The 25,956-nt window shown below is 69.3% G+C and carries 27 protein-coding genes; 6 read left to right on the top strand and 21 right to left on the bottom strand.

All coding sequences use genetic code 11. The features are described 5' to 3' along the window. Positions 1-35 precede the first annotated feature (35 nt). From WA670_RS33035 to WA670_RS32995, 9 genes are all read right to left on the bottom strand, one after another. Entirely contained in the window at positions 36-620 is a 585-nt protein-coding gene (locus WA670_RS33035; protein WP_037810391.1) for a class F sortase, read from the bottom strand. Continuing rightward, positions 617-1,444: a choice-of-anchor P family protein gene (locus WA670_RS33030; RefSeq protein ID WP_043827742.1), complete on the bottom strand. Its 828-nt coding sequence runs from the start codon at positions 1,442-1,444 to the stop codon at positions 617-619. The genes WA670_RS33035 and WA670_RS33030 overlap by 4 nt, the downstream gene beginning before the upstream one ends. Positions 1,445-1,984: 540 nt before the next feature. After that, complete coding sequence (locus WA670_RS33025; RefSeq protein ID WP_051728744.1) at positions 1,985-3,061, bottom strand: NBR1-Ig-like domain-containing protein; 1,077 nt, start codon at positions 3,059-3,061, stop codon at positions 1,985-1,987. Positions 3,062-3,155: 94 nt separating this feature from the next. Further along, positions 3,156-3,527: a hypothetical protein gene (locus WA670_RS33020; RefSeq protein ID WP_051728743.1), complete on the bottom strand. Its 372-nt coding sequence runs from the start codon at positions 3,525-3,527 to the stop codon at positions 3,156-3,158. Positions 3,528-3,676: 149 nt separating this feature from the next. Beyond that, positions 3,677-3,907, bottom strand: coding sequence for a hypothetical protein (locus WA670_RS33015; RefSeq protein ID WP_037810389.1), 231 nt, complete (start codon positions 3,905-3,907; stop codon positions 3,677-3,679). 28 nt (positions 3,908-3,935) lie between these two features. Then, positions 3,936-4,394 (bottom strand): GreA/GreB family elongation factor, encoded by a 459-nt coding sequence (locus tag WA670_RS33010; RefSeq protein ID WP_037810388.1) that lies wholly within the window; start codon positions 4,392-4,394, stop codon positions 3,936-3,938. Between the two features lie 87 nt (positions 4,395-4,481). Then, positions 4,482-4,652, bottom strand: coding sequence for a hypothetical protein (locus tag WA670_RS33005; protein ID WP_037810387.1), 171 nt, complete (start codon positions 4,650-4,652; stop codon positions 4,482-4,484). Positions 4,653-4,659: 7 nt separating this feature from the next. Continuing rightward, on the bottom strand, positions 4,660-5,922 hold the full coding sequence (locus tag WA670_RS33000; protein ID WP_037810386.1) for an NAD(P)/FAD-dependent oxidoreductase: 1,263 nt from the start codon (positions 5,920-5,922) through the stop codon (positions 4,660-4,662). 118 nt (positions 5,923-6,040) lie between these two features. Beyond that, positions 6,041-7,564 (bottom strand): PucR family transcriptional regulator, encoded by a 1,524-nt coding sequence (locus WA670_RS32995; RefSeq protein WP_238607766.1) that lies wholly within the window; start codon positions 7,562-7,564, stop codon positions 6,041-6,043. A 32-nt stretch (positions 7,565-7,596) separates the two neighbouring features. On the opposite strand from WA670_RS32995, the gene WA670_RS32990 reads away from it, so the two are divergent. Both WA670_RS32990 and WA670_RS32985 read left to right on the top strand, forming a co-directional pair. After that, on the top strand, positions 7,597-8,004 hold the full coding sequence (locus WA670_RS32990; protein WP_134668082.1) for an MmcQ/YjbR family DNA-binding protein: 408 nt from the start codon (positions 7,597-7,599) through the stop codon (positions 8,002-8,004). Between the two features lie 53 nt (positions 8,005-8,057). Beyond that, the gene (locus WA670_RS32985) at positions 8,058-8,672 is read left to right on the top strand and encodes a glyoxalase (RefSeq protein WP_134668081.1); all 615 of its coding nucleotides are present in this window, start codon (positions 8,058-8,060) and stop codon (positions 8,670-8,672) included. Between the two features lie 63 nt (positions 8,673-8,735). Here WA670_RS32985 and WA670_RS32980 read toward each other — a convergent pair whose 3' ends face one another. Then, entirely contained in the window at positions 8,736-9,140 is a 405-nt protein-coding gene (locus tag WA670_RS32980; RefSeq protein WP_336160136.1) for a nuclear transport factor 2 family protein, read from the bottom strand. 54 nt (positions 9,141-9,194) lie between these two features. Then, the gene (locus WA670_RS32975; protein ID WP_336160134.1) at positions 9,195-10,730 is read right to left on the bottom strand and encodes an HD domain-containing phosphohydrolase; all 1,536 of its coding nucleotides are present in this window, start codon (positions 10,728-10,730) and stop codon (positions 9,195-9,197) included. 81 nt (positions 10,731-10,811) lie between these two features. Between WA670_RS32975 and WA670_RS32970 the strand changes: the two genes are divergently transcribed. Next, complete coding sequence (locus tag WA670_RS32970) at positions 10,812-12,983, top strand: molybdopterin-containing oxidoreductase family protein (protein WP_336160133.1); 2,172 nt, start codon at positions 10,812-10,814, stop codon at positions 12,981-12,983. Here the strand turns inward: WA670_RS32970 and WA670_RS32965 are convergent. Continuing rightward, a complete protein-coding gene (locus WA670_RS32965) occupies positions 12,980-13,555 on the bottom strand; it encodes a TetR/AcrR family transcriptional regulator (RefSeq protein WP_134668077.1) in 576 nt (191 codons plus the stop codon). The two genes, WA670_RS32970 and WA670_RS32965, sit on opposite strands and share 4 nt — an antisense overlap. Positions 13,556-13,611: 56 nt before the next feature. Between WA670_RS32965 and WA670_RS32960 the strand changes: the two genes are divergently transcribed. Beyond that, entirely contained in the window at positions 13,612-14,517 is a 906-nt protein-coding gene (locus WA670_RS32960) for an alpha/beta hydrolase (RefSeq protein WP_336160130.1), read from the top strand. A gap of 56 nt (positions 14,518-14,573) precedes the next feature. Continuing rightward, positions 14,574-15,179, top strand: a complete 606-nt coding sequence (locus WA670_RS32955; protein WP_336160128.1) for a TIGR03086 family metal-binding protein — start codon at positions 14,574-14,576, stop codon at positions 15,177-15,179. Positions 15,180-15,266: 87 nt separating this feature from the next. On the opposite strand, the gene WA670_RS32950 is transcribed toward WA670_RS32955, so the two are convergent. The 9 genes from WA670_RS32950 to WA670_RS32910 all read right to left on the bottom strand — a co-directional run bounded on the left by WA670_RS32950 (position 15,267) and on the right by WA670_RS32910 (position 24,558). Continuing rightward, positions 15,267-15,650 (bottom strand): ribbon-helix-helix protein, CopG family, encoded by a 384-nt coding sequence (locus WA670_RS32950; protein ID WP_205673393.1) that lies wholly within the window; start codon positions 15,648-15,650, stop codon positions 15,267-15,269. After that, complete coding sequence (locus WA670_RS32945; RefSeq protein ID WP_336160127.1) at positions 15,647-15,964, bottom strand: hypothetical protein; 318 nt, start codon at positions 15,962-15,964, stop codon at positions 15,647-15,649. The genes WA670_RS32950 and WA670_RS32945 overlap by 4 nt, the downstream gene beginning before the upstream one ends. A 101-nt stretch (positions 15,965-16,065) precedes the next feature. Further along, a complete protein-coding gene (locus WA670_RS32940; protein ID WP_336160126.1) occupies positions 16,066-17,316 on the bottom strand; it encodes an aspartate aminotransferase family protein in 1,251 nt (416 codons plus the stop codon). A gap of 32 nt (positions 17,317-17,348) precedes the next feature. Next, a complete protein-coding gene (locus tag WA670_RS32935; RefSeq protein ID WP_336160125.1) occupies positions 17,349-18,464 on the bottom strand; it encodes a Zn-dependent alcohol dehydrogenase in 1,116 nt (371 codons plus the stop codon). An 18-nt stretch (positions 18,465-18,482) separates the two neighbouring features. Beyond that, the gene (locus tag WA670_RS32930) at positions 18,483-19,838 is read right to left on the bottom strand and encodes an NAD-dependent succinate-semialdehyde dehydrogenase (RefSeq protein WP_336160124.1); all 1,356 of its coding nucleotides are present in this window, start codon (positions 19,836-19,838) and stop codon (positions 18,483-18,485) included. Beyond that, positions 19,835-20,539 carry a transporter gene (locus WA670_RS32925; RefSeq protein WP_336160122.1) on the bottom strand — a complete coding sequence of 235 codons (705 nt, stop codon included), beginning with the start codon at positions 20,537-20,539 and terminating at the stop codon, positions 19,835-19,837. The genes WA670_RS32930 and WA670_RS32925 overlap by 4 nt, the downstream gene beginning before the upstream one ends. Then, positions 20,536-21,930, bottom strand: coding sequence for a flavin monoamine oxidase family protein (locus tag WA670_RS32920; RefSeq protein WP_134733207.1), 1,395 nt, complete (start codon positions 21,928-21,930; stop codon positions 20,536-20,538). The genes WA670_RS32925 and WA670_RS32920 overlap by 4 nt, the downstream gene beginning before the upstream one ends. A 188-nt stretch (positions 21,931-22,118) precedes the next feature. Next, entirely contained in the window at positions 22,119-23,042 is a 924-nt protein-coding gene (locus tag WA670_RS32915) for an alpha/beta fold hydrolase (RefSeq protein WP_336160121.1), read from the bottom strand. Continuing rightward, positions 23,035-24,558, bottom strand: coding sequence for a flavin-containing monooxygenase (locus WA670_RS32910; protein WP_336160120.1), 1,524 nt, complete (start codon positions 24,556-24,558; stop codon positions 23,035-23,037). Before WA670_RS32910 ends, WA670_RS32915 begins: the two co-directional genes overlap by 8 nt. A gap of 165 nt (positions 24,559-24,723) precedes the next feature. Here WA670_RS32910 and WA670_RS32905 point away from each other — a divergent pair, with 165 nt between their 5' ends. After that, the gene (locus WA670_RS32905; protein WP_336160118.1) at positions 24,724-25,956 is read left to right on the top strand and encodes a helix-turn-helix domain-containing protein; all 1,233 of its coding nucleotides are present in this window, start codon (positions 24,724-24,726) and stop codon (positions 25,954-25,956) included.

Raw genomic sequence — 25,956 nt, 5'->3', positions numbered from 1 at the left:
AGCGCGAAACGACGAGGCCCCGGTATCTGTGCGGCTCAGCTGTCGAGCGTGCCGTACACGATGATGTTGTCGAGATAGCTCTTCTTTTCGGCGTCGAACGCGCCGCCGCACGTGATCAGGCGGATCTGCGAGTCGGTCGTGTTGCCGTACACGGCTTCGGTGGGGAACGTCTTCTTCGCGATCTGGTCCACCTTGGTCACCGTGAACGTGGCCTTCGACCCGTCCTTGCGGCCGATGACGACCTTGTCGCCCTTCTTCATCTCGTGCAGCCGCCAGAAAATGCCCTTCTGGTGGTTGCCGTCGATGTGGCCGAGGACGACCGCCGGTCCGACCTGGCCCGGTTTGGGCCCGAAGTGGTACCAGCCCGCCTGCAGCGGCTGGTCCACCGGCGGCACCTGCACGGTCTTGTCGTCGTTGAGGCCGAGCGGCACCAGCGACGAATGCGCGTCGATGCTGGGAACGTCGAGCGAGACCGGGTCCGCGACCTGCTGCGCGGCCGCCGCGGAACTCGCCGGGGCCGCGGCCGGCGGAGCCTGATCCGCCGAACCGCAGCCGAGGAGGGCGAAGTTCGCGACGAAAGCCAGCAGCAGCGCGAAAAGCCCGAACCGGGAACGCGTCACCGGGCGGTCACCGCGGCCAGCGTGCCGTCGCCGGTCTCCGGCGCGCCGACCGGCACGACCGTGACCTGTCCGGGGCCTTCGGCGGGCGGGGTGCCCGGCTTGCTCGGCTGGGTGGTCGGCGGCGTGGTGGGCGGGGTGGTCGGGTTGCCCGCGACCTTGGCGCAGGTGGCCGAGGCGAGGACGATGTCGCCCTTGCCGAGCGCGCCGGTGGCGGTGCCGCCGAGCAGCTTGACGTGCAGCGCGTTGACGGTGAGGCTGCCGTCGGAGTGCTTGATCTGCTCGTTGACGATCACCTGCAGCACGCCGTCGATGCCGAGCTTCTGGTTCGGCTTGGTCGACACCGGGAGCTTGCCGATCTTGCCGAGGTCGAGGCCGGCCAGCTCGGACGAGGCGGTGATGCCGTCCGGGGTGGACTTGCACTCGGAGCTGATCACGCGGGCCTTGGGGGTGGAGCCGGCGAGCGGGGCGAGCACCGGGAGCGCGGCGTCGACGATCGAGGCCTTCGCGTCGACCGGGCCGTTGCTGCCGTCCTGCTTCGCCGAGCTGCTGATCACCTTGGCCGTGACCAGGCCCTTCAGCGGCACGTTCACCACCTGCGCGGACTCCGGGCCCTCGGTCGAGGAGGGCGCGATCTTGCCGGTGTCGACGGTGATTCCCTTGTCGCCGAGCACGCCGGGCAGCAGCGAGACCGAGGCGGACGCGCCGTAGGCCGAGCCGGCCGGCGCGTCGGCGGCGAGCGCCGGCGGGGCGACGGCGGCGGCGAGCAAAGCCAGCGCGGGAACGGCGACCGCGACGGTCCGTCCGCGCAGCAGGGCAGAACGCATGAATTGTCCTTCCGAACATCAAGAATGGAGCCGCCGCACGGATCCCCGAATCCACGCGTGACCGAGCACAACTGTCGGTCCCTGGCAGGCCGCGACATTATCAAGACGCCCGGGAAACGCAAAGCAAGATCCGTCGCGCACCGCGCCCGCCCGCCGGTTCCGGTGACCACAATTATCGCAATTTCACCACTAAAGAGTGATGTAACGCGGCGCTCGCTCCGCGGTTTTCTCACGCTGAGCTACCGGAACCGAGGCCCCGATGGCGGATTGCCCTTCGCCCCACCCGGAGGAGTGATCCTGCGGAGGGTATTCGTTGACCACCCTCCGCAATGTGACCGCTACCGCCCCTGGCGCCGCCATTCCCGGTCCGCCAATTCGTCCCGCGACCGGGTTCCGGGCGGGCGGAAATTGTCCACAATGGAATCAGCGGGAACGGAACGAGCGAACGGGAAAAAGGGTACGGTTTTCTTGCCCAGGGCGGTGACCTGCGGCGACGCGCGATTGTGGACAGTCCGAAAAGGACTTCGGGCGCGTTCTCGGCTACTCCACGGCGACGGTCACCTGATAGAAAATCCCGGTCCGGTCCGGAAACACGAGCGCGCCGCGTTCGTCGACCATCTTCCACAGGACGTGGCAGACGCCGGTGCCGGTCGGGGTCACCGGGACGCTCACCTCCACCAGTTGTCCTGGCTCGGCGTCCGGGACCGGGACGCGCGGCGGCGACGGGCACAGCACGGTGGTGCCGCCCGCGACCTGCAAGAAGCGGCTGCGCCACGGGACCGAGCCGGTGTTCTTCAGTCGCCAGATCTTCGTGAACGTCTGGCCGTAGCGGGCTTTCGCGCCGTCCGGGAAGGTGACGTCGCCGGGCAGGCCGTCGCCGCCGAAGCCGGACGAGTCGCCGGGCAGCGGGTAGTGCGGGGCGGCGGCTTCCTTGTCGCGGGCGGACGGAGTGGCCAGGACCACGACGGCGGCCACAAGTCCGAGGACGACCAGCACGGTCGCGGCGACGACGATCGAACCCCAGCGGCGGGTCTTGGCCGCGGCCGGAGCGGCGGCCGGTTCGGGGGCGGCGGACGCAGCCGGAACGGCGGTCGCAGCGGGGACAGCGGCCGGTTCGGCGGGAACGGCGGACGGAGCGGGCACAGCCGGATCGGCATCGGGTGGATCGGCATCGGGCGGCGGTTCCGGCGCGGAGGAAGGTTCGCCCGCCGACGGCATCCGCTCCCCCGCACCGGGCTGACCGGCGGACGAAGCGCCTTCTGCCGAGTCGGAGCCCCACCCCGACTGCCCCTCGGCCGCCTCTTCCCAGCGCGCCAGCCACTCGCGGCGCACCGTCTCCTCGTCGCGGCCGAGGCCGGTCACCGCGAGGCTGCGGACGAACTCCCAGGTCGTCGGCCAGGACGGCGCGCTGCGGCCGCGCGTGGCGGCCGAAAGAGCGGACTTCGACGCCGCCGCGCCGAGTTCCGTGCGCATGCGGTCGTAGGACGGGTCGCCCGCTTCCCGCTTCAGGTCCAGCAGAGCGCAAGCGAAACGGGCCACCGGGCCCGAGCCGGCGTCGGGCACGATGTGCTTGCGACCCCGGCGGGCCCCGGGCTGCCCGGGCGCGGGCTCGCTCATGACACCTCCAATGATCGACATCGACCCTTGGAGGTTGCCAGGCGGCCCGGGGCGGCGCAGCCCCGGGCCCGCCCGGCGAATCAGCCGCGGAGGCTCAGAGCTTGCAGCCCTTCTGGATGCGCGCGACCGTGTGGTCCGCGCCGATGTGGAACTTCTTCTTGCCGCTGGTGCCGCCGTTGGTGGTCATGCACTGGACGCTCAGCGCGCCGTCCATGTCCTTGAGCACGATGCCCGCGGACACCTTGTGCGAACAGTGGTTGTTGAAGTAGACGGTGACGTTCGTCAACCCGTCGCCCCAGGAGTAGTTGGCCTTCTTCCCGGACGGCTTCGTGCACTTGATGCTCGCGGTGTGCTTGCTCTGCGCGCTCGCCGGAGCCGCGGTGTCCGCCGACGCGGCGGGCGCGGCGATCCCGGCGAGTGCGATCCCCAGCGCGGAGGCGGCCATCAGCGTCTTGCCGATCTTCATGGGTGTTCCCCTCGGACGAATCGGAATGGAGTACAGCCGGGAAATCCCGGTGCACTCATCCCAGCGCGCCGTCCGTTTTGTCCTCAACCGCTCGCTGTCCACGGTCAATGCCCGGGGCTGTCCACGCAGGTCAGCGAATTGTCCACAGCTCAGTCAGCCGGGCCGCGCAATGTCAGGACGACGCGTAAGACGTGTTCGACCGCCGACTCGAACATCGCGGCGCGCAGTTCGCCGCGCGTCTCGAGGTTGCGCGCGGCGAAGTCGAGCATGCGTTCCGGTCCGGCGCGGCGGACGAGCAGCGCCGCGACCTCCTCGAGGTCGAGGCTCGGGTTGTCGAGCCGGGCGAGGGCGAACTCGATGATGAGCTCTTCGTCGGTCACACCAGTCAGGGTAATCACAAAACGGGGGTCAGCCGTCGTTTCGATAGCGGCCGTAGGGATAAGCCTCGACCAGCGTCACCCGCACAAGGGCGCCGCTCGGCACCTCGTACTCGCGCTGCTCCCCCGGCTTCGCGCCATGCAACGCCCGCCCGAGCGGCGAGTCCGGCGAGTAAACCTCCAGCCCGCCGCCCACCTCGTCGCGCGCGGCCAGCAGGAACGTCTCGGTCCCGCCGTCGTCGTAGCGGACCGTCAGGACCATCCCGGGCTCGGCGACCCCGTCGTCGGGCGGGTCCTCGCCGACGACCGCGTTCTGCAGCAGGTCCTGGAGCTGCCGGATCCGTGCCTGCCGGTGCTGCTGCCGGTCGAGCCGGTCGTGTTCGCCCGCGCCCTCGTCGAGGTCGGGTTCGCGTTGCAGGTCAGCGAGTTCCGCGGCGAGGCGGGCGTGCGCGTCGGCGGTCAGCCAGGGACGCGAAGAGGTCGTCGACATGAGAGGTGCCTTTCGGATGACGTCCGTGGGGGCCGGGCAAGCAGGAGGCGTCCAGCCCCCACGGACTTTCGAGGAGTCCCGCGGCGGTCAGCGGGGCTCGGGCTCGGTGCGGCGGTCGAGCACGCCGGCGTCGGCGGCGAACCAGCCCGCTGCTTTCACCAGGATGTCCCTTTCGGTGCGCAGCAAGGCGTTCTCCGCGCGGAGGAAGAGCAGTTCGGCGTGCTCGTCGCCGGTCAGCGGGACGGGTTCGGCGGACACGCGCGGGTCACCGCAGCGGGTCGAACGGCCGCAGCGCTTCCGGGAGCCTGCCGGTGACCATCTGCTCGGCGAGCAGCTTCCCGGTGACCGCGCCGTGGGACAGGCCCCACATGCCGTGCCCGCCCGCGACGTACATCCCGGGCGCGCCGGTCCGGCCGATCACCGGCCGCCCGTCGGCGCTGACCGGGCGCGAGCCGACCCAGACGTCGGTGCGCTGGTCCCAGCGCAGGCCCTTGAGCAGCGGCCGGGCCGAGGCGATGATCGCGTCGACGCGGGCGGGGTACAGCGGGTCGTCCGGCTTGCGGAACTCCATCGTCCCGGCCACCCGCAGCCCGCCTTGGTACGGCGTGCACGCGACCCGGATGTCGGGCAGGTACATCGGGCTCGGCACCGGCTCGTCGGTCGGCACGGTGAAGGAGTACCCGCGACCGGCGCGCACCGGTACGCGCACGCCCCACTTGCGCGCCAACTCGCCCAGCCACGCGCCGGTCGCGAGCACGACGGCGTTGGCGTTGACGGTCTGCCCGTTCGCCGACAGCACGGTGTAGGCGTACTCGTGCCGGCGGATCGCGGCGACCTCGAACCGGTGCCGGATCGTGCCGCCGCGGCTGACCACCGCGCGGGCGAGCGATTCGACGAACCGGCCGGGGTCGACGTACCGCTGGCCGTCGAGCCGGATGCCGGCCCCGATCCGGTCGGTGACCTGCGGGAAGTGCTCGCGCAGCTCCGGTCCGGCGAGCTGGGTCCAGGACACCTTCTGCCCGGCGTCGCCGAGCCGGTCCAGTTCCTTGACCAGCGTTTGCGCCTTGTCCGCAGTCTCGAACAGGGCGGTGATGGGCGCGTCGATGGTCGGCGCGTCCACGCCGTTCGCGGTCAGGATGTCGAACGCTTCGAGGCATTCCTCGTTGAAGGGCAGGTTCGCGCGCACCGCGCGGTTCCAGGACCGGTGGGTGCAGTTCGCCGCGAAGCGGGCGAGGAACTGCCACAGCCGCGGGTCCGGGGTGGCCGGGACGTGCAGCGGAGCCTGCCGGTCGAGCAGGGTGCGCAGGCCGTAGCGGAGGACCGCGGGTTCGTTGAGCGGGATCGCGAGCCCGGGCGAAAGCCAGCCCGCGTTGCCCCAGGACGAGCCCGCGGCGATGCCCTCGCGGTCGACGACGGTCACCCGCACGCCGCGTTCCTGCAGGAACCAGGCGGTCGACAGGCCGACGATGCCCGCGCCGACCACGATCGCCGAACGCGGCCCGCCGTCCTTCCGGTCGAGATCGCCCATGTGTTCCTCCGCCGATGCCGTGCCGCTGGTTGTGCTGGTGCGGCCAGGATGACCCGGATCCAGCGGACGGGCTTTGTCGAGTTCGGCCAAACGGATCAGGTCCGTTTGTCGGGATCGGTCAATCCTGCGGGTCGGCGACGGCCAGTTCGATGATCATCGCCAGCCGTTTCGCGGGCAGATCGAGCCGCAGCGGCGTCACGTCGGCCATCTTCCGCAGCCGGTAGCGGATGGTGTTGGGGTGCACGCCGAGCCGTTCGGCGGCCTCGGTGAGATCGCCCTGGGTCTCGAGCCACGCGCGCAGGGTCGCGACGTAGCTGGTCGAGTTGGCCGCGTCGTGCCGGGCCAGATCGGCGATCGGACCGCGCGCCGGGGCTCGTCCCGCTGCCGCCGCGGCGCGCAGGCGGAGGATCAGGATGTCGTCCCAGGACTCGTCGTACGCGACGGTCGCGCCGGGTTTCGGGCGGACGTCGTGCAGCGCCAGGCACTCGTCGGATTCCCGCCTGCTCGCGGGCAGGTCCGCGGTGGACGCGGGCGCGCCGATCCCCGCCGCGACCGTGACCTGCGCGGGCAGCGCGTCGCGGATCCCGCCGATCCACGCGCGGGCGGTTTCGACGTCCTCACCGGGCAGAACGGTGTAGACGGTGTTGCTGAACAGCGTGCTCCGGCCCGGCCGCGACCAGCCGAACCCGGTGGTCGCGCGCTCGAACGCGAGCAGCAGCGCGGCGTGCCGTTCGTCGGCGATGTGCGCCTGGAGCGCGACCACGCGGAACCGGCCGGGCGGCAAACCGAGCCTGCTCAGCACGGCCGCCGCGTCCGGAGTGCCCTCCAGCAGACGGATCACCAGGTCCGATTCGACCTGCCGTTCGAGGTCGGCGCTCGCTCGCGACCGCAGCAGGTGCAGCCCGACCGTGCGGGAACTGTCGTGCAGGACGGTGCGCCGGACGTCGGACAGCGGCTCCTCGCACTCCACCCAGATCGACCCGAGCGTCTCGCGTCCGGCCCGGACCGCGACGACCATGCGCCCGGTGAGCCCGTGCTCGGGATCGGCCTCGACGAACAACGGCTCGTCCGAAACGGCGAGATGCGCGAACACGCCGCGGCGCTCGAACAGCTCGCGCACCTGGTCCGGCACTCGCCGCCCGAGGATCGTCTCCAGCCGCACGCGGTCCGCGCCCTGCTGACGACTGGAGTACGCGAGCACGCGGGACAGCTGGTCCTCGATGGTGACCGCGCTGCCGAGTGCGTCGGCGAGGCTGTCGGCCAGCGCGAACAAGTCGGTCGGCCCGCGGCCGGATTCCGTCTCGCGGCCTTCGAGCACCAGGCCGTAGACCACGCCGGCGAGCTGTCCCCACGACACTTCCGGGTCCACGAGCAGCACCGCGACCTGGCTGTCCACCTCGGGTCCCGGCGGCGTCACTCCCCGCACCAGCACCACCGATGCCCGTGCTTGAGCGGCCCGTTCGACGGCTTCCGCCACCGAATCGACGCCGACCGCGAGGTAGACGTCGCCGCGCAACTCGCGCGGGTCGGCGGGGTCGTCCATCACGACGTCCCGCAGCGCCGTTTCGCGCGCGACGGGACAGCAGCACAACCGCGCGCCGTACCCACCGAGGACGTTGACGAGCCGATCCAGCGTGACCATGCCCTGTTCATACCTGACGTATCGTGGGGGTCATGCGAGCGCGGGTCGAGGACGTGCACGAGCTGGCGCTGGGGATGCCCCACGTCACGGTGGTGCGCGGCTCGCAGGAAAACCCCGTCTACCAGGTCGGCGGCAAGTCGTTCGTGTTCTTCCGGACGCCGCGACCCGACGCTTTTGACCCGGAGACTGGCGAACGGTATCCGGACGTGATCGTGTTCTGGGTGCCGTCCGAATCGGACAAGCAGGCCCTGGTCCAGGACCCGGACAGCCCGTTTTTCACCACTCCGCACTTCGACGGCCACCTGTCGGTGCTGATCCGCGCCGCGCATCTGGGCTCGTTGACGCGGCAGGAACTGGCCGAGGTCGTCGAGGACGCCTGGCTGTCCCGAGCGTCACCGCGCCGGCGCGAAGCGTGGCTGGCCGGGACTCGGGCTCGGTAAGCGATCAGGAATCAAGAAGCATCCGGGGTGGCGCCGGATTTAGCGTTTACCGCATGACCTCCTTCGAATTTGTCACCCTGGACGTTCCCGATGTCGCCGCCGCCGAGCGCTTCTACACCGCCGCGTTCGACCTGGGCGACCGTCTCCGCTTCCGGCAGGCCTCCGCGCCGAGCACCGGTTTCCGCGGATTTACCTTGTCGCTCACCGTTTCCCAGCCCGCGAACGCCGTCGCTTACCTGGAGGCTGCCCTCGCCGCGGGCGCCACCTCGCTGAAGCCGGCGGCCAAGTCGCTGTGGGGTTTCGGCGGAGTGGTGCAGGCCCCCGACGGCGCGATCTGGAAGGTCGCGACTTCCACGAAGAAGGACTCCGGCGCGGGAGTCCGGGAATACGACCAGATGGTTTTGCTGCTGGGCGCGTCGGATGTGGCGGCGACCAAGCAGTTCTACGTCTCGCACGGGCTCGCGGTCGGCAAGAGCTACGGACGCAAGTACGTGGAATTCGAGACGAGCCCGATCAAGCTGGCGCTTTACGGCCGGAAGGCGTTGGCAAAGGACGCCGGTGTGCCGGAAGAGGGCTCCGGCGCGCATCTTCTGACCATAGGCGGGGACGCGGGACGGATCACGGACCCGGACGGGTTCGCTTGGGAGACTTCGGTTCTGGCCGAGTGAGGGGCGCGGGGTCGTGAGTGTTCATGCCGGTGAGAACCGGCGTAAACACTCACGAGAACACGCTCAGCGCGCCCCGCTTTCCGGGCAATAACCGGAACACAGCAACACCATTCGCGTGAACTGCCCGTCCGCGTCGTCGTCCACGTATGCCTGCTGTTCCACCGCGAACCACCCCTCGCCGAGCCGTTCCGCTCGCACTCGTGCCCGCCAGCGCAGGTGCAGTCGCGGGCCGACCCGGTCCACCTCGCCCTCGGCGAGTTCGAAGTCGTCGACCTCGCCGAACCAGTGGGTGAACGCGGCGGTGATCTCGGCCGGTCCGTGGAATTCGCGCAATCCCGGCGGCAGCAGGGCGGTCAGCCGCACCGCACTGTCCATTGCGGACGACATCCGCGCGAAGTCCTGTCTGCTCAATGCTTCGATAAAGGCGCCCGCTCGGGAGATGCGGGAGGCCTGGAGTTGTGTAGTCATGCCTCAGGTTTACGGCGCGCCGCACCGCCGGGGATCGGGCAACTGCCCGATCTTTCACCCGGTCAGCCCGCGGCGCATCGCGACCAACGCGGCCTGCGTCCGAGTCGTCACCCCGAGTTTCGCGTAAATGTGCTCCAGATGCGTCGAAACCGTCTTGCGGGACACCGTGAGCGCGGCGGCGATCTCCGGATTCGAGAGTCCGCGAGCCAGGTGCAGCAGGACCTCGGTCTCCCGCGCGGTCAACCCGTCCGGCGTCCGGCGGACCCGCTGACCTGCCGCTGCCAGAACCGCGCTCACCGCATCGGGATCGAGACGTCCGGCGCGGGCTTCGGCGGTCAGCACCTGCGCGGCCGCGTCGGGAACCAGCGGCGCGCGGTGCGGACGTGGTTCGCCGAGTGCGTGGTAGACGTCGGCGGCGGCGAGAACCCGGGACGGCATCGGCAGGGCGTCGCCGGAAAGTCCGTGCGGATAACCGGAACCGTCGAGGCGTTCGTGGTGGTGCGCCGCGCAGCGGGCGACCGCGGCGAGGCCAGGCATTCCGGCGAGCATCCGTTCGGTCAGGTACGGATGCGTGCGGGCGCGTTCGGCCTGCGCGAGCGACCACGGCCGGGTCGCGTTCCAGATCGCGCTCGGGACGCCGATCATCCCGATGTCGTGCACCCAGCCCGCGCGCCGGACCAGCCGGACGTCCGGCGCCGGGAGACCGAGCCGGGTCGCGCCGTCCGCGGCGAGTGAAGCGACTCCGCGGGAATGCCCCAGCCGCGGCGGGGATTTGAGGTCGGCGAAGTCGGCGAACGCCTGCAATGCGCGGTCGAGTTCGTCCTCAGTCAGCTGCGCGCCGAGCCTCGGGTCGAGGGCGATGACCTCGTCCCAGGCCTGGATCCGGTCCAGTTCGGCCAGGATGTCGCCGCGGTGGTTCAGGAAGCAGTCGACCAGCCCCGGATCGAACTGGGTGCCGCGGCGTTCCCGGGCGACGGTGACCGCGCCGTCGACGCCCGCGCTGTCGTGGAAAGCCTCGACGTTGTCGGCGAGCTGCACCAGCCGGATCGCCGGGTCGAGGTCCGCGCCGCCGGCGTCGCCGGGGACGCCGCGGCCGTCCCAGCGTTCGAAGGACTGCAGCAGCGGACGGCAGACGTCCTCGCCGAGGTCGAGCCGTCCGGCCAGTTCGCTCGCGCTTTGGCAGTGCGCCTGCATGACCTGCTGTACCGACCGGCCCGCCGTCGCGAGGAACCGGCCCACGAGCGCGGCGCGGCGGAGTCGCGGACCGCCGCGGCCGAGGTGCCGCAGGACGAACATCGCCATCGCGACCCCGGCGAGGTCGCCGTCGTGGCTGTCGGCGTACAGCTCGGTCTCGTCGCCGAACAGCTCGGCCAGCTCGCTGGTGTCGGCGGCGCAGCCCACCCAGGTCAGCAACGACGTGTAGTAAGCCGCCGCGCGCACGCTGTCGTCGGCGCCCGCCGCGTCGGCCAGCCGCAGCGCGATCACGGTCTGCCGCAGCACGCGCTCCATCGGGCGGCCCATGCCGAGATCGGCCACCAGCGACAGGGTGGCGACCAGCTCGGACAACCGCACCGGCGCGGCGTTGCTCACCCCGGAAAGTCGCCGCTGAAACTCCGGCTGTTACGCCGGACGGGGCAGCGCCGACTTCCAGGCAGAGTCCGGAGGTGCGCGATGACGACCGAGGTGCCGACGTTCTGCCCGCTGTGCGTGTCGAGGTGCGGGGCCACCGCGACGGTCGAGGACGGGCGGCTGCTCGCGCTCCGCCCGCTGCCCGGCCATCCGACCGGTGCCGCGATCTGCGTCAAAGGCAAGGCCGCGCCGGAGATCGTCGCGCATCCGGACCGGCTGTTGCATCCCCTTCGCCGCACCGCTCCGAAAGGTGCGGCCGACCCCGGATGGGAGCGCGTCAGCTGGGAGGAAGCACTGACGACGATCGCGTCCCGGCTGAACGCGATCGCGGAGGAATCGGGTCCGGAAGCGGTGGTGTTCGGCAGTTCCTCGCCCTCGACGTCGGCGATGTCGGACACCGTCGAATGGCTGACCCGGCTCCGGCGCGCCTTCGGGAGTCCCAACTTCGTCAGCTACATGGAACTCTGCGGCTGGGGCCGCCACCTCGCCACGCTCTACACGTGGGGCGAGCCGGTCCCCGGCGCTTACCTGCCCGATCTCGAGAACGCGCAGTGCATCCTCTACTGGGGCTACAACCCGTCGGTCTCGCGGCTCGCGCACGCCACCGCGACCACCGCCGCGCTGCGGCGAGGGGCCAAGCTCGTCGTCGTCGATCCCCGGCGCGCCGGGCTGGCCAACAAGGCCGACGAATGGCTGCGCGTCCGCCCCGGAACGGACGCGGCGCTCGCGTTGTCGCTCACCCACGTGATGATCGAGAATGATTGGTACGACAAGGAATTCGTCGAACGGTGGACCAACGCAGCGAAACGGGTCAGCCCGTCGCGCCGGGTCTGGGACCTGATCGCCGAGGAGTGCGCGAAGTACCCGCCCGAGGTCGCGGAGGAGATCACCGGCGTGCCCGCCGAGCAGATCGTCGCCACGGCCCGGCTGCTCTGGGAACACCGCCCGGTCGCGTTCTACACCTGGAGCGGGCTGGAGCAGCACAGCAACGCGACCCAGACCGTACGCGCCATCGGCCAGCTCTACGCGCTCACCGGATGCATCGACGCGCCCGGCGGGAACGTGCTGTTCACTCCCGTGCCGACCAACCCGGTCGACGGCCGGGAGCTGCTGGCGCCCGAGCAGCGCGCCAAGACCATCGGGGTGCGGGAGCGTCCGCTCGGACCCGCCCGGTTCGAGTTCGTCACCGGCGAGGACCTCTACCGTGCGGCGCTGGACGGCGTGCCCTACCAGGCCCGGGCGCTGGTCAACTTCGGCGGCAACCTGGTCATGGCCCACGGTGACAGCGCACGAGGCCGGGACGCTCTCCGTGCGCTGGATTTCTTTGTCCACACGGATTTGTTCCTCAACCCGACCGCGGAACAAGCAGACCTCGTGCTGCCCGCGACGAGTGCGTGGGAGACCGAAGCGCTGCGGATCGGTTTCGAGACCAGCCAGGCCGCACAGTCGACTGTCCAATTGCGACAGCCGCTGGTCGCCGCCCGCGGCGAGGCGCGGCCGGATCTGCGGATCATCTTCGACCTCGCCGTCGCGCTCGGAGTGGGCCATCAGTTTTTCCACGGCGACATCGAGGCGGCCTGGCGACACCAGCTCGAACCCAGCGGCCTCACCCTCGAGCAACTGCGCGCCGCCCCGGAAGGAATCCGCCTGCCGTTGCGGACGGTCTACCGCAAGTACGAACGGAGCGGCTTCAAGACGCCGTCCGGGTTGGTCGAGTTGTACTCAGAACCGTTGCGGACACACGGATATCCGCCGCTGCCGACGTTCGCCGAACCGTCGATCAGCCCGCGGTCCCGGCCGGATCTGGCGACGCGCTACCCGTTGATCCTCACCTGCGCGAAGTCGCTGTTCTTCTGCGAAACCCAGCACCGGGAAATCACCAGCCTGCGCAAATCCGCGCCCGACCCGGTCGTCGAACTCCATCCCGAAACCGCCGCGGACCGGGGGATTTCCGCCGGGGATTGGGTGCGGCTGGAGACGCCGCTGGGGAGAATCCGCGCGAAGGCGAAGTTCAACGGCAACCTGCGCCCCGACGTCGTATGCGGACAGCACGGCTGGTGGCAGCCCGCCGACGGACTCGGCCAGCCCGGCTACCCGCCGTTCGGCGACGACAGCGCGAACCTCAATCTCGTGCTGAGCCAAGGCCCGAGCGACCCGACCAGCGGCAGCTCGCCACTGCGCGCTTCGCTGTGCGAGATCACCAAAGACGGCTAGCCCAGAGCCCGCGAAAGCGCACCCAAGCTGATGTCGACGATCGCGCGGAGCTGCTTCTGGCTCACCCCAGCCCGGCTCATCACCGCCAACGACTGGTTGACCGCCGCGAGGTGCACGGCGAAATCATCCGCGTCAGGCACCTTCCCGGCACGCAAGGCGGTCCGCAGCCGCGTGTGCTGACGGCCCAGCACTTCGGTCGCGCGCGCCGCGATGCCCGGGCTCAGCACCGGGATCGCCATCGCGGTCTGGGCGACGAGACATCCGTCCGGCACTTCGGGGTCAGCGATGCGGTTCAGCGTGACATCGAAGAACTCCCGTATCGCGCCCAGCGGTTCCTCGGCCGCCTTCGCCAGAGCTTGGTCGTACCTGTCCCCGTAGCGCGTCGCGTACCGGTCCAGGCAGCGCAGATACAGCGCGTCCTTGTCGCCGAGCGAGGAGTAGATGGAGCTGCGGTTCAGCCCGGTCGCCTTGGAGAGGTCGTCGAGCGAGGTGTCGGCGTATCCGGCTCGCCAGAACTGGACCATCGCCGCGTCGAGCGCGACGTCCACATCGAACTGCTTCTTCCCGGCCATCTGCCCAGCGTAGCGCATCTTGAACTGATCGGTTCAAGATGCGCTACGCTGAAGTCATGACTGCCGCCGCGAACCCGATTTCCGCACTGCCTCTGCCCGACCTGCCCGGCTTCACGCACCGCTGGGTCGATGCGGACGGCGTCCAGTTGCATGCCGTGGAAGGCGGTCAGCCGAACGGCCCCGCCCTCGTCCTGCTCGCCGGATTTCCGCAGACCTGGTGGGCCTGGCGCAAAGCGATGCCCGGCCTCGCCGAGCGATTCCGCGTCGTCGCGATCGACCTGCCCGGCCAAGGACACTCCGACCGTCCGCATGACAGCTACGACACCCACACCGTCGCCGCGCAGGTCCAGGCCGCGGTGACGGCGCTCGACGTGCCGAAGTACTGGCTGGCCGCCCACGACGTCGGTGCCTGGGTCGCTTTCTCGCTGGCCCTTCAGCACGAAGCGCACCTGCACGGGGTCGCGCTGCTGGACGCCGGCATCCCCGGAGTCACCCTCCCCGAGTCCATCCCGACGGATCCCGAGCGGGCCTGGAAGACCTGGCACTTCGCGTTCCACCTGGTGCCCGACCTTCCCGAGACCCTGCTCGCCGGTCGCGAACGCGAGTACGTCGACTGGTTTCTGAAAGCCAAAACCCTGTCCCCGGAGACCTTCGACAGCGCCGAAACCGACCATTACGCCGCCGCTATCGCCGCCGAGGGCGGTCTTCGGGCTTCGCTCGCCTACTACCGCGATGCCGCCGAGTCAGCGCGCAAGAACCGCGCCACGCTGGAGAAACGGCGTCTGACCGTCCCGGTCCTGGGCATCTCCGCCTCCCACGGCTCGATCCCCGACATGGCCGCTTCCCTCAGCCCCTGGGCAGACAACACGACCGGCGTCGTCATCCCGGGTTCCGGACACTTCATCCCGGACGAACAGCCCGATGCCGTCGTGGCCGCGCTGACCGAGTTCATCGAGCGCTAGTGCGACGTCGGATTTGCGCCAGCGCATGAGGTCCTCGCGGCGGAAGACTGGCGGGCATGATCGACGTTCTCGACCGATTCCTCGCCGCCAGCACCGAATTCGGCCAGCGCTTGCCGTCCGTCCGCCCCGGCCAGTGGACTGCGCCGACGCCCTGTGCGGAATGGAACGTGCGCCAGCTGGTCAACCACATGGTGCGGGGGAATCTCAACTACGTCGATCTGCTGGCCGGGAGCAGCCGGGAGGACTTCCTGCGCATGCGCGACGCCGACGCCCTCGGAGACGACCCGCTCGCTGCTTATGCCGCGTCGGTGCGGCTGGTCGCCGACGCCTTCAGCCGTCCGGGCGCGCTGGATCAGGTGCTCGACTACCCGTTGGGGAAGGTGACTGGCCGCCAGGCGGTGGCCGTGCGTGCTACGGATTCCGCCATTCACGCCTGGGATCTCGCCCGTGCGCTGGGGGTGGATGACGGGCTGGATGCTGATCTGGTCGCTTGGATCAGCGACGGGCTTGGGGAGATTTACGCCGGGTTGGCGGAATCGCCCGTCGCGGCTGAGACGACGCATCGATTCTTCGCCGCGCCGGGGGTGGTCAGCGGGTCGGTGTCTCGGCAGGAGCGGTTGTTGAACTTGATGGGTCGGAACCCTGGCTGGCACGCGGACTGACCCGCTGCCACCGCGTCGACCCGCTCACTCACCCGAGCCGGACCGTCTGCGGCTTGCCCGCCGAGGTTTCGTTCAGATCCGCCGAACTCAGACGGATTCGCGGTACACCCGTCGGGCGATCTGCTCGACTTGTTCGACGGTGAGCACCGGCGCGTCCGATCGTTGCACTGCTTGGGTGAGGATCCGCCGCACCAAGGCAGAGGTAGGAATGTGCTCGGCCGCGGCGCGAGCCTTCAGTTCGGCCGCGAGCGCCGCGGGCACTCGCAGAGACAGCGCGGACTGCTCGTTCTCGGCGATGTCATCAGCGACCGCGTCCGCTTCTTCCTCGACGTAGTCGTGCCGGGACCGTGCGTGCCGCAGCATGCGCTCGCGCTTGACCGGATCGGCTTCCTGCCGCGCCGCGGCTTCCTGCTCGGCGATCTCTCCCTGAATCCCGGCCAGCACCTGTTCACGGCTCATGGGCTCAGTCATGATGCATCGTCCTCTCCTCCCAGCGCCGCTCGGTACGCACGCAGGTCAGCGCCGCTGGTCTTCCAGGCGTTGACACCCGAGTGATCCACGTGATCGATGATCACCGTGATCACGAATCCCGCTGCGGACGAGTAGCCGATCACGCGAATGTCCCCCCAATGACTCTTCGGGTCTGGATCGCGGGTGATCCGATGAGGATCGGCTGCCGCCTCCAACGTCCAGGCCGGCTCGATGTCACTGGCACCGGGATATCGAGCCGATCGTGTGCCGATGTACTCACCATCAGCTTCCTCCCACCACAGCCCGATGGTCATAGCGAAATGTAACACATCTGCACACATCTGCACACAGCCGTCTTCGCGAAGCTTCGCGAGCGAGCATCGGAACAGCGGCTCCGCCAGAAGCCGCTCCGAGATCACAACCGGCGCAGCACCCTCTCAAGCGCCTCCCCCGTCGCCTCAATATCCGACCCTGCATGCGCCGTGCTGAGAAAAACCTTCCCCGACGGCATCAACAGCACCCCCTCCCGCACCATCCCCTCCAGCAGCACCGTCCACAGCCCGCCCGTGCCATGCAGACCCGTCGCCCCACCCGCAGGTACGTACTGCAGCAGCGACCCGACCCGGTTAAAGCTCCCGCTGCCAGGCACCGAACCGAGAACCCCGCCGACCACGGATTCGAACTCGGCCGAGGCCTTCTCCAGCGTCTCGTAGACACCGGGATCAGCCAGGACCCGCATCGTCGCCTCGACGGCCGCGAGCGCGATCGGGTTGGCGTTGAAAGTCCCGGCATGAGTGACGCCATCCGTCACCTGATCGACCAACTCCGCCCGGCCGACGACGGCGCTCTGCGTGAACCCTCCGGCCATCGCCTTTCCGTAGACGGACAAGTCCGGAAGCACCCCGTACTTCTCCGCCGCGCCACCACGCGCAATGCGGAACCCGGCGATCACCTCGTCGAAGATGAGGACAACCCCATGCCGATCGCACAAAGTTCGCAGCGTGGACAGGAACTCCGGCGAAGGTGCCTCGACACCGGCATTGCTCATCACCGGATCGACGAGCACCGCGGCGATGTCGCGTTCGACAGACTCGTTCAGAAGCCGCGAAGCCAGCGCGACGTCGTTGAAACGCGCGACCACCAGGTCGTCCAGAACGCTCGGCGACTGCCCTTTGCTTGCTGGCTCCGCAGAGCGGTCGCCGTCGGACATCCCGGCGTAAACGGTGTCATGCCAACCGTGGTAGCTCTTCGCGAACTTGAGGATCCGACGCCGGCCCGTCGCGGCTCGGGCTAGGCGCAGGGCGACTTGCACCGCTTCGGTTCCGGTGTTGCTCCACAGCAGACGCTCGCCGTGGGGCACGGCTTCGAGGACCGCCTCCGCGGCGAGGTACTCGAGGGCGTGACCGGTGCCGACTACCTGCATCTTCTTCGCGGCCTCGGACACGGCGTCCAGCATGCGCGGGTCGCCGTGTCCGAGTACCAGTGGGCCCCAGGCCATCACGTAGTCGACATAACGATCTCCGTCCAGGTCCCAGACATGCGCGCCTCGGGCCTCCCGCACGAAAAGCGGATGGGGACGCATCGCGGCGCGCAGGCCTGATCCCACCCCGCCGCCAACGCTGCGCCGGGTCCGTTCGTAGGCGATCCGCGAAGATTCCAGAGCCATGCGGCGAATCCGTGCCTTTCTTCAGCAGGGCTTCAGTACTTGATCACCGAGCGGATGCCGATGCCGCGCTTCATTTCGTCGAACGCCTCGTTGACCTCCGCCAGGTCGATCACGCGCGTCACCAGCGAGTCGAGGTCGAGGCGGTGGTTCATGTAGTGGTCGACCAGCAGCGGGAAATCGACGTCCGGCTTGCTCGAGCCGTAGTTGGAGCCGACGAGAGAAAGCTCCTGATCGGACATGACAAACGGGTCGATCGAGATCCGCACGCCGTCCGCCACCTGCCCGGCCACCACGGCTTTTCCGCCTCGCGCGAGCACCTCGTAGACCGCCTCGATGGTGCGCGGCAACCCGATCGCCTCGATGGCGACCTCCACCCCGCGTCCGTCGGTGAGCTGGCGCACCCGGTCCGCGAGGTTCTCCCGCCCGCTGTTGACCAGATCGGTCGCCCCGAAAACGCGGGCCTGCTCGAGCTTCTCGTCGGAAAGGTCCGCGGCGATGATCTTCCGCGCGCCGACCAGGCGAGCGCCCTGGATCGCGTTCAACCCGACCCCGCCGCAGCCCAGCACCAGCACGGTGTCGCTCGGCCGGATCTGCGCGGTGTTGACCGCCGCCCCGACGCCGGTGGTCACGGCGCATCCGACCAGGGCGGCCTGTTCGAACGGCGCGTCGTTCCGGATCGCGATCGCGGCCGATTCGGGCACGAGCGTGTACTGGCCGAACGTTCCGAGGCCCGCGAAGCTGTAGACGTCCCGTTCGTCCATCGACGTGACACGGGTCCGGCCGTCGAACGACAGGTGGTTGGCCGAGTGCTGGCTGACCATGTCGCAGAGGACGGGCCGGCCGCTGACGCAGTAACGGCATCGCCGGCACGAAGGCGTCCAGGACAGGACGACGTGGTCGCCCTTCGCCAGGGTCGTGACTCCTTCGCCGACGCTCTCGACGATTCCGGCGCCTTCGTGGCCGAGAATCATCGGCGCAGGCGTCTCCCATTCGCCGACGAGGACGTGGAAGTCGCTGTGGCACACCCCGCTCGCTTTGAGCCGCACCAGCACCTCGCCCGGCGGCGGTGTGCTGGGAAGCGAAACACGCTCGACGGTCAGCGGCGCGTCCGGCGAGGTGAAGACGGCGGCGTCGAATTCAACAGTCATCAGAGATTCCCTCCGGGTTCACGCCCGAGCCGTGCGGATGAGCTTCTTGTTGGCGAACTCGTCGATCCCCGCCCGGCCGAGTTCCCGGCCGAATCCGGACCGTTTGACCCCGCCGAACGGCAGTTCCGCGCCTTCGAGGCCGACGCCGTTGACGAAAACCATGCCCGCCTCGATCCGGTCGGCGACCCGCATCGCCTGCTCCGGATCCGTGGTGAACACGTACGAGCCCAGTCCGTACGGGGTGCTGTTGGCCAGTTCGACGGCCTCGGTTTCGGATTCCGCGCGATAGACGGTCGCGACCGGGCCGAACAATTCCTCGGCGGCCGACGGCGAATTCGGCGACACCCCGGTCAGCACGCCTGGCGGGAAGAACGCGCCCTCGCGCCGCCCTTCGCAAACCAGGGTCGCGCCGTCGTCGACAGCCCGCTGTACCTGTGCTTCGAGACGCTCGGCGGCCGCCACCGAGGACAGCGGAGCCAGTCCGCCTGCCGTGGCGAGCACCTTTTTCGTGAATATATCCAGGAATTCATCGTAGAGTTCGGCGGCAACGATGACCCTTTTGCCCGCGTTGCAGGCTTGCCCGGCGTTCTCGAACCGAGTGTCCACAGCGGCCTGCGCCGTCGCCTCCAGGTCGGCGGAAGACAGCACGAGGAACGGATCCGAGCCACCCAGTTCGAGCACTACCTTCTTGAGGTTGCGGCCCGCCTTTTCGGCGACTTCCGCGCCAGCCCGTTCCGAACCGGTGAAGGACACGCCGCGCACCCTGGGGTCAGCGATGGCATCGGCGGCCTGGTCGTTGGTCGCGTAGACGTTGACGTAGCCGCCCTCAGGACAGCCCGCGTCGGCGAAGATCCGCTGCAGGGCCGCGGAAGATTCCGGACATTGCGGCGCGGGCTTGAGCACGATGGTGTTGCCCAGTACGAGATTCGGCGCGGCGAATCGGGCGACCTGGTAGTACGGGTAGTTCCAGGGCATGATGCCCAGCAACGTGCCGATCGGCTGGCGGCGGACGAACGCCGTGCCCTCCCCCTCGAGCAACTCGACGGGCTCGTCGGCGAGGAACTTGTGTGCGTTCGCGGCGTAGTACGCGTAGATCGACGCGCTGAACTCGACCTCAGCGGCGGCCTCTTCCAGCGGCTTGCCCATCTCCCGTTGTGCGATGCGGGCAAGTTCGCCACTGCGCTCGTTGTGCAACGCAGCGACGGCGTTCAGCACCTCGGCACGCTCAGCCAGGGTCGTCTCTTGCGACCACTGCCGGTACGCGTTCGCAGCCGCGTCGAGGGCCTGGTCCACGGCCGCGTCAGTCGCAGCCGGATATTCCTGCTCCAACTCGCCAGTAGCCGGGTTGACCACGGCGTACAACTGCTTGCTCATGACGACGCACCCGCTTCCTGCACCGTCTTCACGCCCGAGCCCGCGTTGTGGTTATGCAGCGCGCGGTAAGCGAAGAAGTAGACGAATCCCTGAGTACCCCACGTCGCCAATGCCGCGGTGTAGAAGAACGTGCGGTTCGCGTCGTCGAACGAGAAGGGGAAGAAGTCGTAGGTGATCGCGATGGTCGTTGCGGCGGCGGTCACCAGCCCGGTCCAGATCGCCGGCCATTTCGCGCCGGCGTTCCAAAGCCGCTTGACGAAGTACGCCAGGAAGACCGCCGTAGCGAGGTTGACCGCGACGTAGAACGCGGCGACAGCGAACGCACCGTGGTCGACACGAGGGTCTTCGCCGTGGAATTGCCGGAGGAACAGTCCGGCCGCGGTGGCGAGCGCGAACACGCCGACGTCGACGGCGAGGCTCGGCTTGTAGTTGCGGGTGACCTTCATCAGACCCATCACGAGGATGAGCGTGATGCCGAGCGACCGCGAAAACGCGTCGAAGAAATACGCGATGTCGTAAAGGATGCTGCCCGGGTTGGCCCCGAGCAGCGACCAGACGAGAAAGTTGCTGCCCGAGGTCGCGACGACCATCCATTCGAGACCGAGCAGGTAATTGCCGTAGCGGCGGATGAATTTCCAGCCGAAGAAGTAGCCGACGAAAATCATCCACACATCGGCGAGCAGGAAAAGGATGTCCTTCATCGCGCCAGCACCTCCTGGGATTCGCGCGCCACCGCGGCCGCGACGCGCTCGGCGGCGCGCTGCCCGGTCAGGACGGCTCCGTTCATGCAGCCCGCCCACTCGCCCGCGGTTTCGGTGCCCGCCCAGTGAACGCGCCCGTGCGGTTCGGTGAGAGCGGGACCGTAAGTCGTGGTCGCGTATGGACCGACAGCCGGGTTCGGGCCGCCCGGCGCGAACGGTTCCTCTCCCCAGCAGTGGTCCAGGTAGTCGATCGGCGCGCCCGCTTGCGTGCCGTACAGCTGGACGAGCTGTTCGAGGACCATGCTGCGGCGCCGTTCGGGGCTGAACCCGTCGAACACCCGAGGGTCGCAGAACGTCATCAGAATGCCCGGTCCGCCGGCGTCGGGCGAAACGTCGAAGGTGATGAACACCGTCCCGGTATCGGTCAGTCCCTCGCCGGAAAGTCCATTGGCCCGCCAGAACGGCTTTTCGTACGCGACGAATGCCTTGCTCAGGATGCCCATGCGCCAGTTTTTCGCGAGCCCCGCCGCCTGCTCGGGCAGAGCGGGGCTGAATTCAATCTCGGCGCGCTGCGGAGTCGCGACCGTGACAATCGCGTACTTCGCCGTGATTTCTTCCGAATCGGTGCTCACTGTGACGCCGTTTTCGTCTTGCGCAATCCGGCGAACCGGCGTCCCGAGGACAACGCGGTCACCCAGTTGCTCCGCGACGCGCTTGGCGATCTCCTGGGTGGTTTCGACGTACCGTTCCTGTTGCTGGCCGCCCTCCACGTCGAGCATGTGGTCGACCCCGCCCGCCGCGCGGATGTAGCGCAAGGCGTGCAGCAGCGAAACGTCTCCCGGGCTGCAGCCCCACTGCACCTTGCTGACGACGGTCATCAGGGCGCGGGTAGCCGGAGCCGCGTGCTTCCGGTCGAGCCATTCGCCGAACGAGATCGCGTCGAATTCGCTTGCCTGAGGCGAATTCCAGGCCGCTTCGACGTCGATGCTCGCGACCAGTTTGTTCAGCGCCAGCTGCACGCGCGCCATGTCGACCAGCGCCGCGGGCGAGACCTTCGGAATCGTGCCCTGGTAGGTACGGCGGCGTCCGGCCATCCACAGCACGTTGCGGCCTTCGGCGAACTGGCCGGTCAGGGTGCAGCCCGCCCGGCTCGCGAGGTCGCGGATCGCCGTGTGCCTGCGGGAAACCCAGGTCGCGCCGAGGTCGACCCGCACCCCGGCCACCTCGCCGGAGAACGACCGGCCGCCGACGCGGTCGCGGCCTTCCAGGACGAGGACGGACTTGCCCATGCTCACCAGCCGGTCGGCGGCGCTCAGCCCGGCGAATCCGGCACCGACGACCACGACATCGACCGAAACGGCCTTGGGGCGGGTATTCCGGGAACTCGACATGATTTCCTCCTTTGCCCACGCAGATGCGTGCAGCGAGATGTAGTGCGGGTGAGGCCAGTAACCGCGGACCGCGCGGGCTGGCCGTCGCCAAGGGAGGGAATTTCGGCTTCTCCGCCCAAATCCCGTCAAGAATCCTCGTGCCGCGAACCGTCCGCGATCAGCGACCCGGCTTACGGGCAGATGCCGCCTCAGGAGATCCGCGCATGGTTCCCGCCTTCGGTCACCCGCTTGGCGTGTTCCGCGATGTACTGCGTGATGGGCTCGACCAGCGCCTCGGGGATGTGGTGCCCCATGCCGGGAATGACCACGTGCTGCGCGGAGCGGATCGCCCGCACGGTCGCCGCGCCGCCGCTGGGGGCGACCAGCAGGTCCCGGTCGCCGTTGATCACCAGGGTGGGAGCGGTGATCCGGCTCAGCTGGGCGGTCCGGTCCCCGGAGGCCTGGATCGCCTGGATCTGCCGGGCCGAGCCCGCGGCCAGGTCCCCCGCGGCACGGTCCCAGCCGCCCGCCGCGACGGCTGCCTCGGCCGCGTCGTCGATGGGGTATCCCGTTCCGGCGATGTGACTGGTGATCCGCAGGTGGGCGCGCACCGCCGCGGTCCGGGTCCGCGCCGGCGGGGCCGCGAGCAGCCGCATCGTCGACCAAGCCGGCTGACCGATCTTCTTCGCGCCCGTGGTCGAGAAGATCGAGGTCAGGGACAGGACTCGCGCGGGTTCGGCCGCGGCGACCGTCTGCGCGATCATCCCGCCCATGGACCGGCCGGCGAGATGCACCTGTGCGATCCCGAGGTGGTCGAGGACGCCGACAGCGTCGGCTGCCATGTCCGCCAGCGAGTAGGCGTCCGCGCGGGGGCGGGCGAGCAGCTGGCGCCACAGCGCGGGCGGCGGGGTGGCCGCGAACGTGGACTGGCCGACGTCGCGGTTGTCCAGCGTGACGACGCGGAAGCCCCGGTCCACCAGCGAGCTGACGAACGAGCCGGGCCAGAAGGTGAGGTCCTCGCCAAGGCCGGCGATCAGCAGGATCGCGGGATCGGCCCGGTCGCCGTGGTCGCGGAAGCAGATCGTCGTGCCGGACGGCAGGGCCGCGTACTGGTCGATGGCTTCCTCAGACATGGGCCGACCGCCTCTCGCCGGGCAGCGCGACCACGCGGGCGCTGCCGAACTCGAGGTTTTCGTCGGCGACCGGGCCGCGCAGCGCCTTGGCGTCCTCGGGGAACGACATCGCCATCCGCCACGGGGCAGCGGGTCCCTGTTTGGGCAGCCGCTTCTCGGCCCGTTTGGCGTAGCCGGCCTTCAGGTCCATCACCGGCTTGCGCGGCATCCCCGGCACCGCGACCGGGACCACCCGGTCGTGGCCGTGTGCGTCCATGTGCCGGACCAGGTCGATGAAGTAGCGGCACATCAAGCTCACCTTGAGGGTCCAGGACGAGGTCGTGTAGCCGATCGCCATCGCCCAGTTGGGAATCCCGCTCAGCAGCATCCCGCGGTAGGAGACCGAGTCCGCGATGTCGGTTTCGCGCCCGTCGACCACGATCGGCATCCCGTCGAAGAGCCGCATGTTCAACCCGGTCGCGGTGACGATGATGTCGGCTTGAAGCTCCTCGCCCGATTCCAGGACGATGCCGCGCTTGCTGAACCTCGTGATGGAGTCGGTGACGACCGAGGCGGTACCGGCCGAGATCGCGTCGAAGAAGTCGCCGTCCGGGGCCAGGCACAGCCGCTGGTCCCACGGGTCGTACGGCGGGTTGAAGTGCTTGTCGACGTCGAACCCCTTGGGCAGCCGCTTGAGGTTCTCCCGGCGGATCAGCGCGCGCCCGATCTTCGGGAACGCGCGCAGGCCCTTGACGATCCCGTGTTCGATCCAGATGTTCTTGAACCTGGTCGCGGCGTACCCGCGCTTTTCTCCCAGCAGCTTCGTGAGAGTCAACGCGAGCCGGTCGACGCGGGCCAGCGACATGATGTAGGTGGGCGTGCGCTGCAGCATCGTGACGTGCTGGGCAGTTCCCGCCATCGCGGGCACGAGCGTCACCGCGGTCGCGCCGCTGCCGATGACGACGACCTTCTTGCCGCTGTAGTCGAGGTTCTCCGGCCAGTGCTGCGGGTGGACGATCGTGCCCCCGAAGTCTTCGCGACCGGGGAACTCCGGCGTGTACCCCTTGTCGTACCGGTAATAACCGGTCGCGGCGAACACCCAGCCCGCCCGGATCGTCTTCGTCGTGACCGACCCGGTGGCCGGGTCCGCCGCCTCGACGCGCAGCGTCCACCGCGAGTCCACTGTGGACCATTCCGCCCGGACGACCCGGTGGCGCAGCCTGATCAGCCGCGCCAGGTCGTTCTCCGCCACCGTTTCCTGGAGGTACTCCCGGATCAGCGGAGCGTCCGCGATCGCGGCCTCGTGGCGCCACGGCTTGAACTCGTAGCCGAACGTGTGCAGGTCCGAGTCCGACCGGATGCCCGGGTAGCGGAAAAGATCCCAGGTGCCGCCGATGTTGTCGCGGCCCTCCAGCACGACGAGCGATTTGCCGGGAAGCTCCCGGCTGAAATACGCGGCCGCGCCGATCCCGGAGATTCCCGCACCGATGACGACGACGTCGAACTCCTCGATCGCGTCCGACACCTCATCTGTCATGTCTGCCTCTCCTCGTTGAGCCGGCTGCTGATGTGGGCTTCACTGTCGCGAGCCGCGACGCCGGTCACAACGACAGCGGGCACCGGCTTCGCCGGGAGCGTGTGCACGATGCACTCCCCCGGGGCGTGCCGTGCCGATTCGGCGGAGCCGAGGCACACTTCGGGGATGGAAGAGCTGTGGCCCCCGCCCACCGCCGAGGCCGCCGAAGCGATCCGGGCCGTGTGCCAGCGGCTCCTGGCGGACGCCGAAGCGCTGGCCGAGGCCGTCTCCGCGTCCACCCGCCGGGTGCAGTACAACCCGATGGCGCTCACGGACGCGTCGCTGGGCGAAGAGGACCACGAGCTCAACCGCTCGGACCTCGTGCAGTGGCTGACCTCGAACATCCAGCGTCCGGGACAACGGGTGGAGCCCTACGTCGGGCCGAGGATCGCCGCGTACATCGGCGATCTCGTCGCGCGCGGCATCGCACCCGACTTCGCCGAGGGCTGGCGGGCGGCGCTGGGGCTTGGCTGGCGCCGCTGGCTGGAGGAATGCTCGGCGCACTGCGCGGACCGGGACCTGCTCGTCGACGTCCTGGACGTGTCGGCGAAGTCGCTGATGCAGTACGCGCTCGACTCGGTCGCGACCCTGCACGAGACCAGCCTTGCCGCCGCGATGGGCAACGCGGACGCCGAGGCGATCGCCCTGATCCAGATGATCGCCAGCGGCACGCCGGTGTCGGAGGATCTGGCCGAGCGGCGGTTGCGCTACCGGATGGGGCGGTGGCACGTGGGTCTCGTGCTGTGGGTCGACGATCCCGGCCGGCAGGACTGCCTGGAGGAAGCGACCGCGGCCCTGCGCTCCTCCGACGCGAGCCGGAGCACGCTGGTCGCCCGTGCCAGCACCAGCTCGCGCTGGATCTGGCTGTCCGGAGCGGACGTCCCGGACCTGCATCCGGCGGAGAAGATCTTGTCGGTCAACGAGGTTCGCGTCTCAGCGGGACGGCCGGGACGCGGGCTCGACGGGTTCCGGTCCAGCCACCAAGACGCGCTCTCGGCGCAGGCGCTGATCGTCCGGCTCGGCTCCGACCGCCGGTTCACGGCTTACGCGGACGTCGAATTGATCGACGCGCTCACGAAGGATCGCGACAGCGCGCGCCGGTTCGTCGTCAACACTCTCGGTCCGCTGGCCGAAGCCGACCCGGCGCTACGGCAGGCACTCCTCACCTATGTGCAGTGCGGCTTCAACACCACTCGGGCGGCCGCCAACCTCTACGCACACCGCAACACCGTGGAGCGGCGAGTCTCGCGCGCCAACGAACTTTCGGTCGTCAAGGTCGAGAACAACCCCACGCATGTCGCGGCCGCGCTGCTGGTGCTGGACATCGCGCCGGAAGTCATGGCCGACGGTTCCGACTGA

Source organism: Amycolatopsis sp. VC5-11, assembly GCF_037034185.1.
Lineage (GTDB): Bacteria > Actinomycetota > Actinomycetes > Mycobacteriales > Pseudonocardiaceae > Amycolatopsis > Amycolatopsis nivea.
This window is presented reverse-complemented; position numbering and strand designations above follow the sequence as displayed.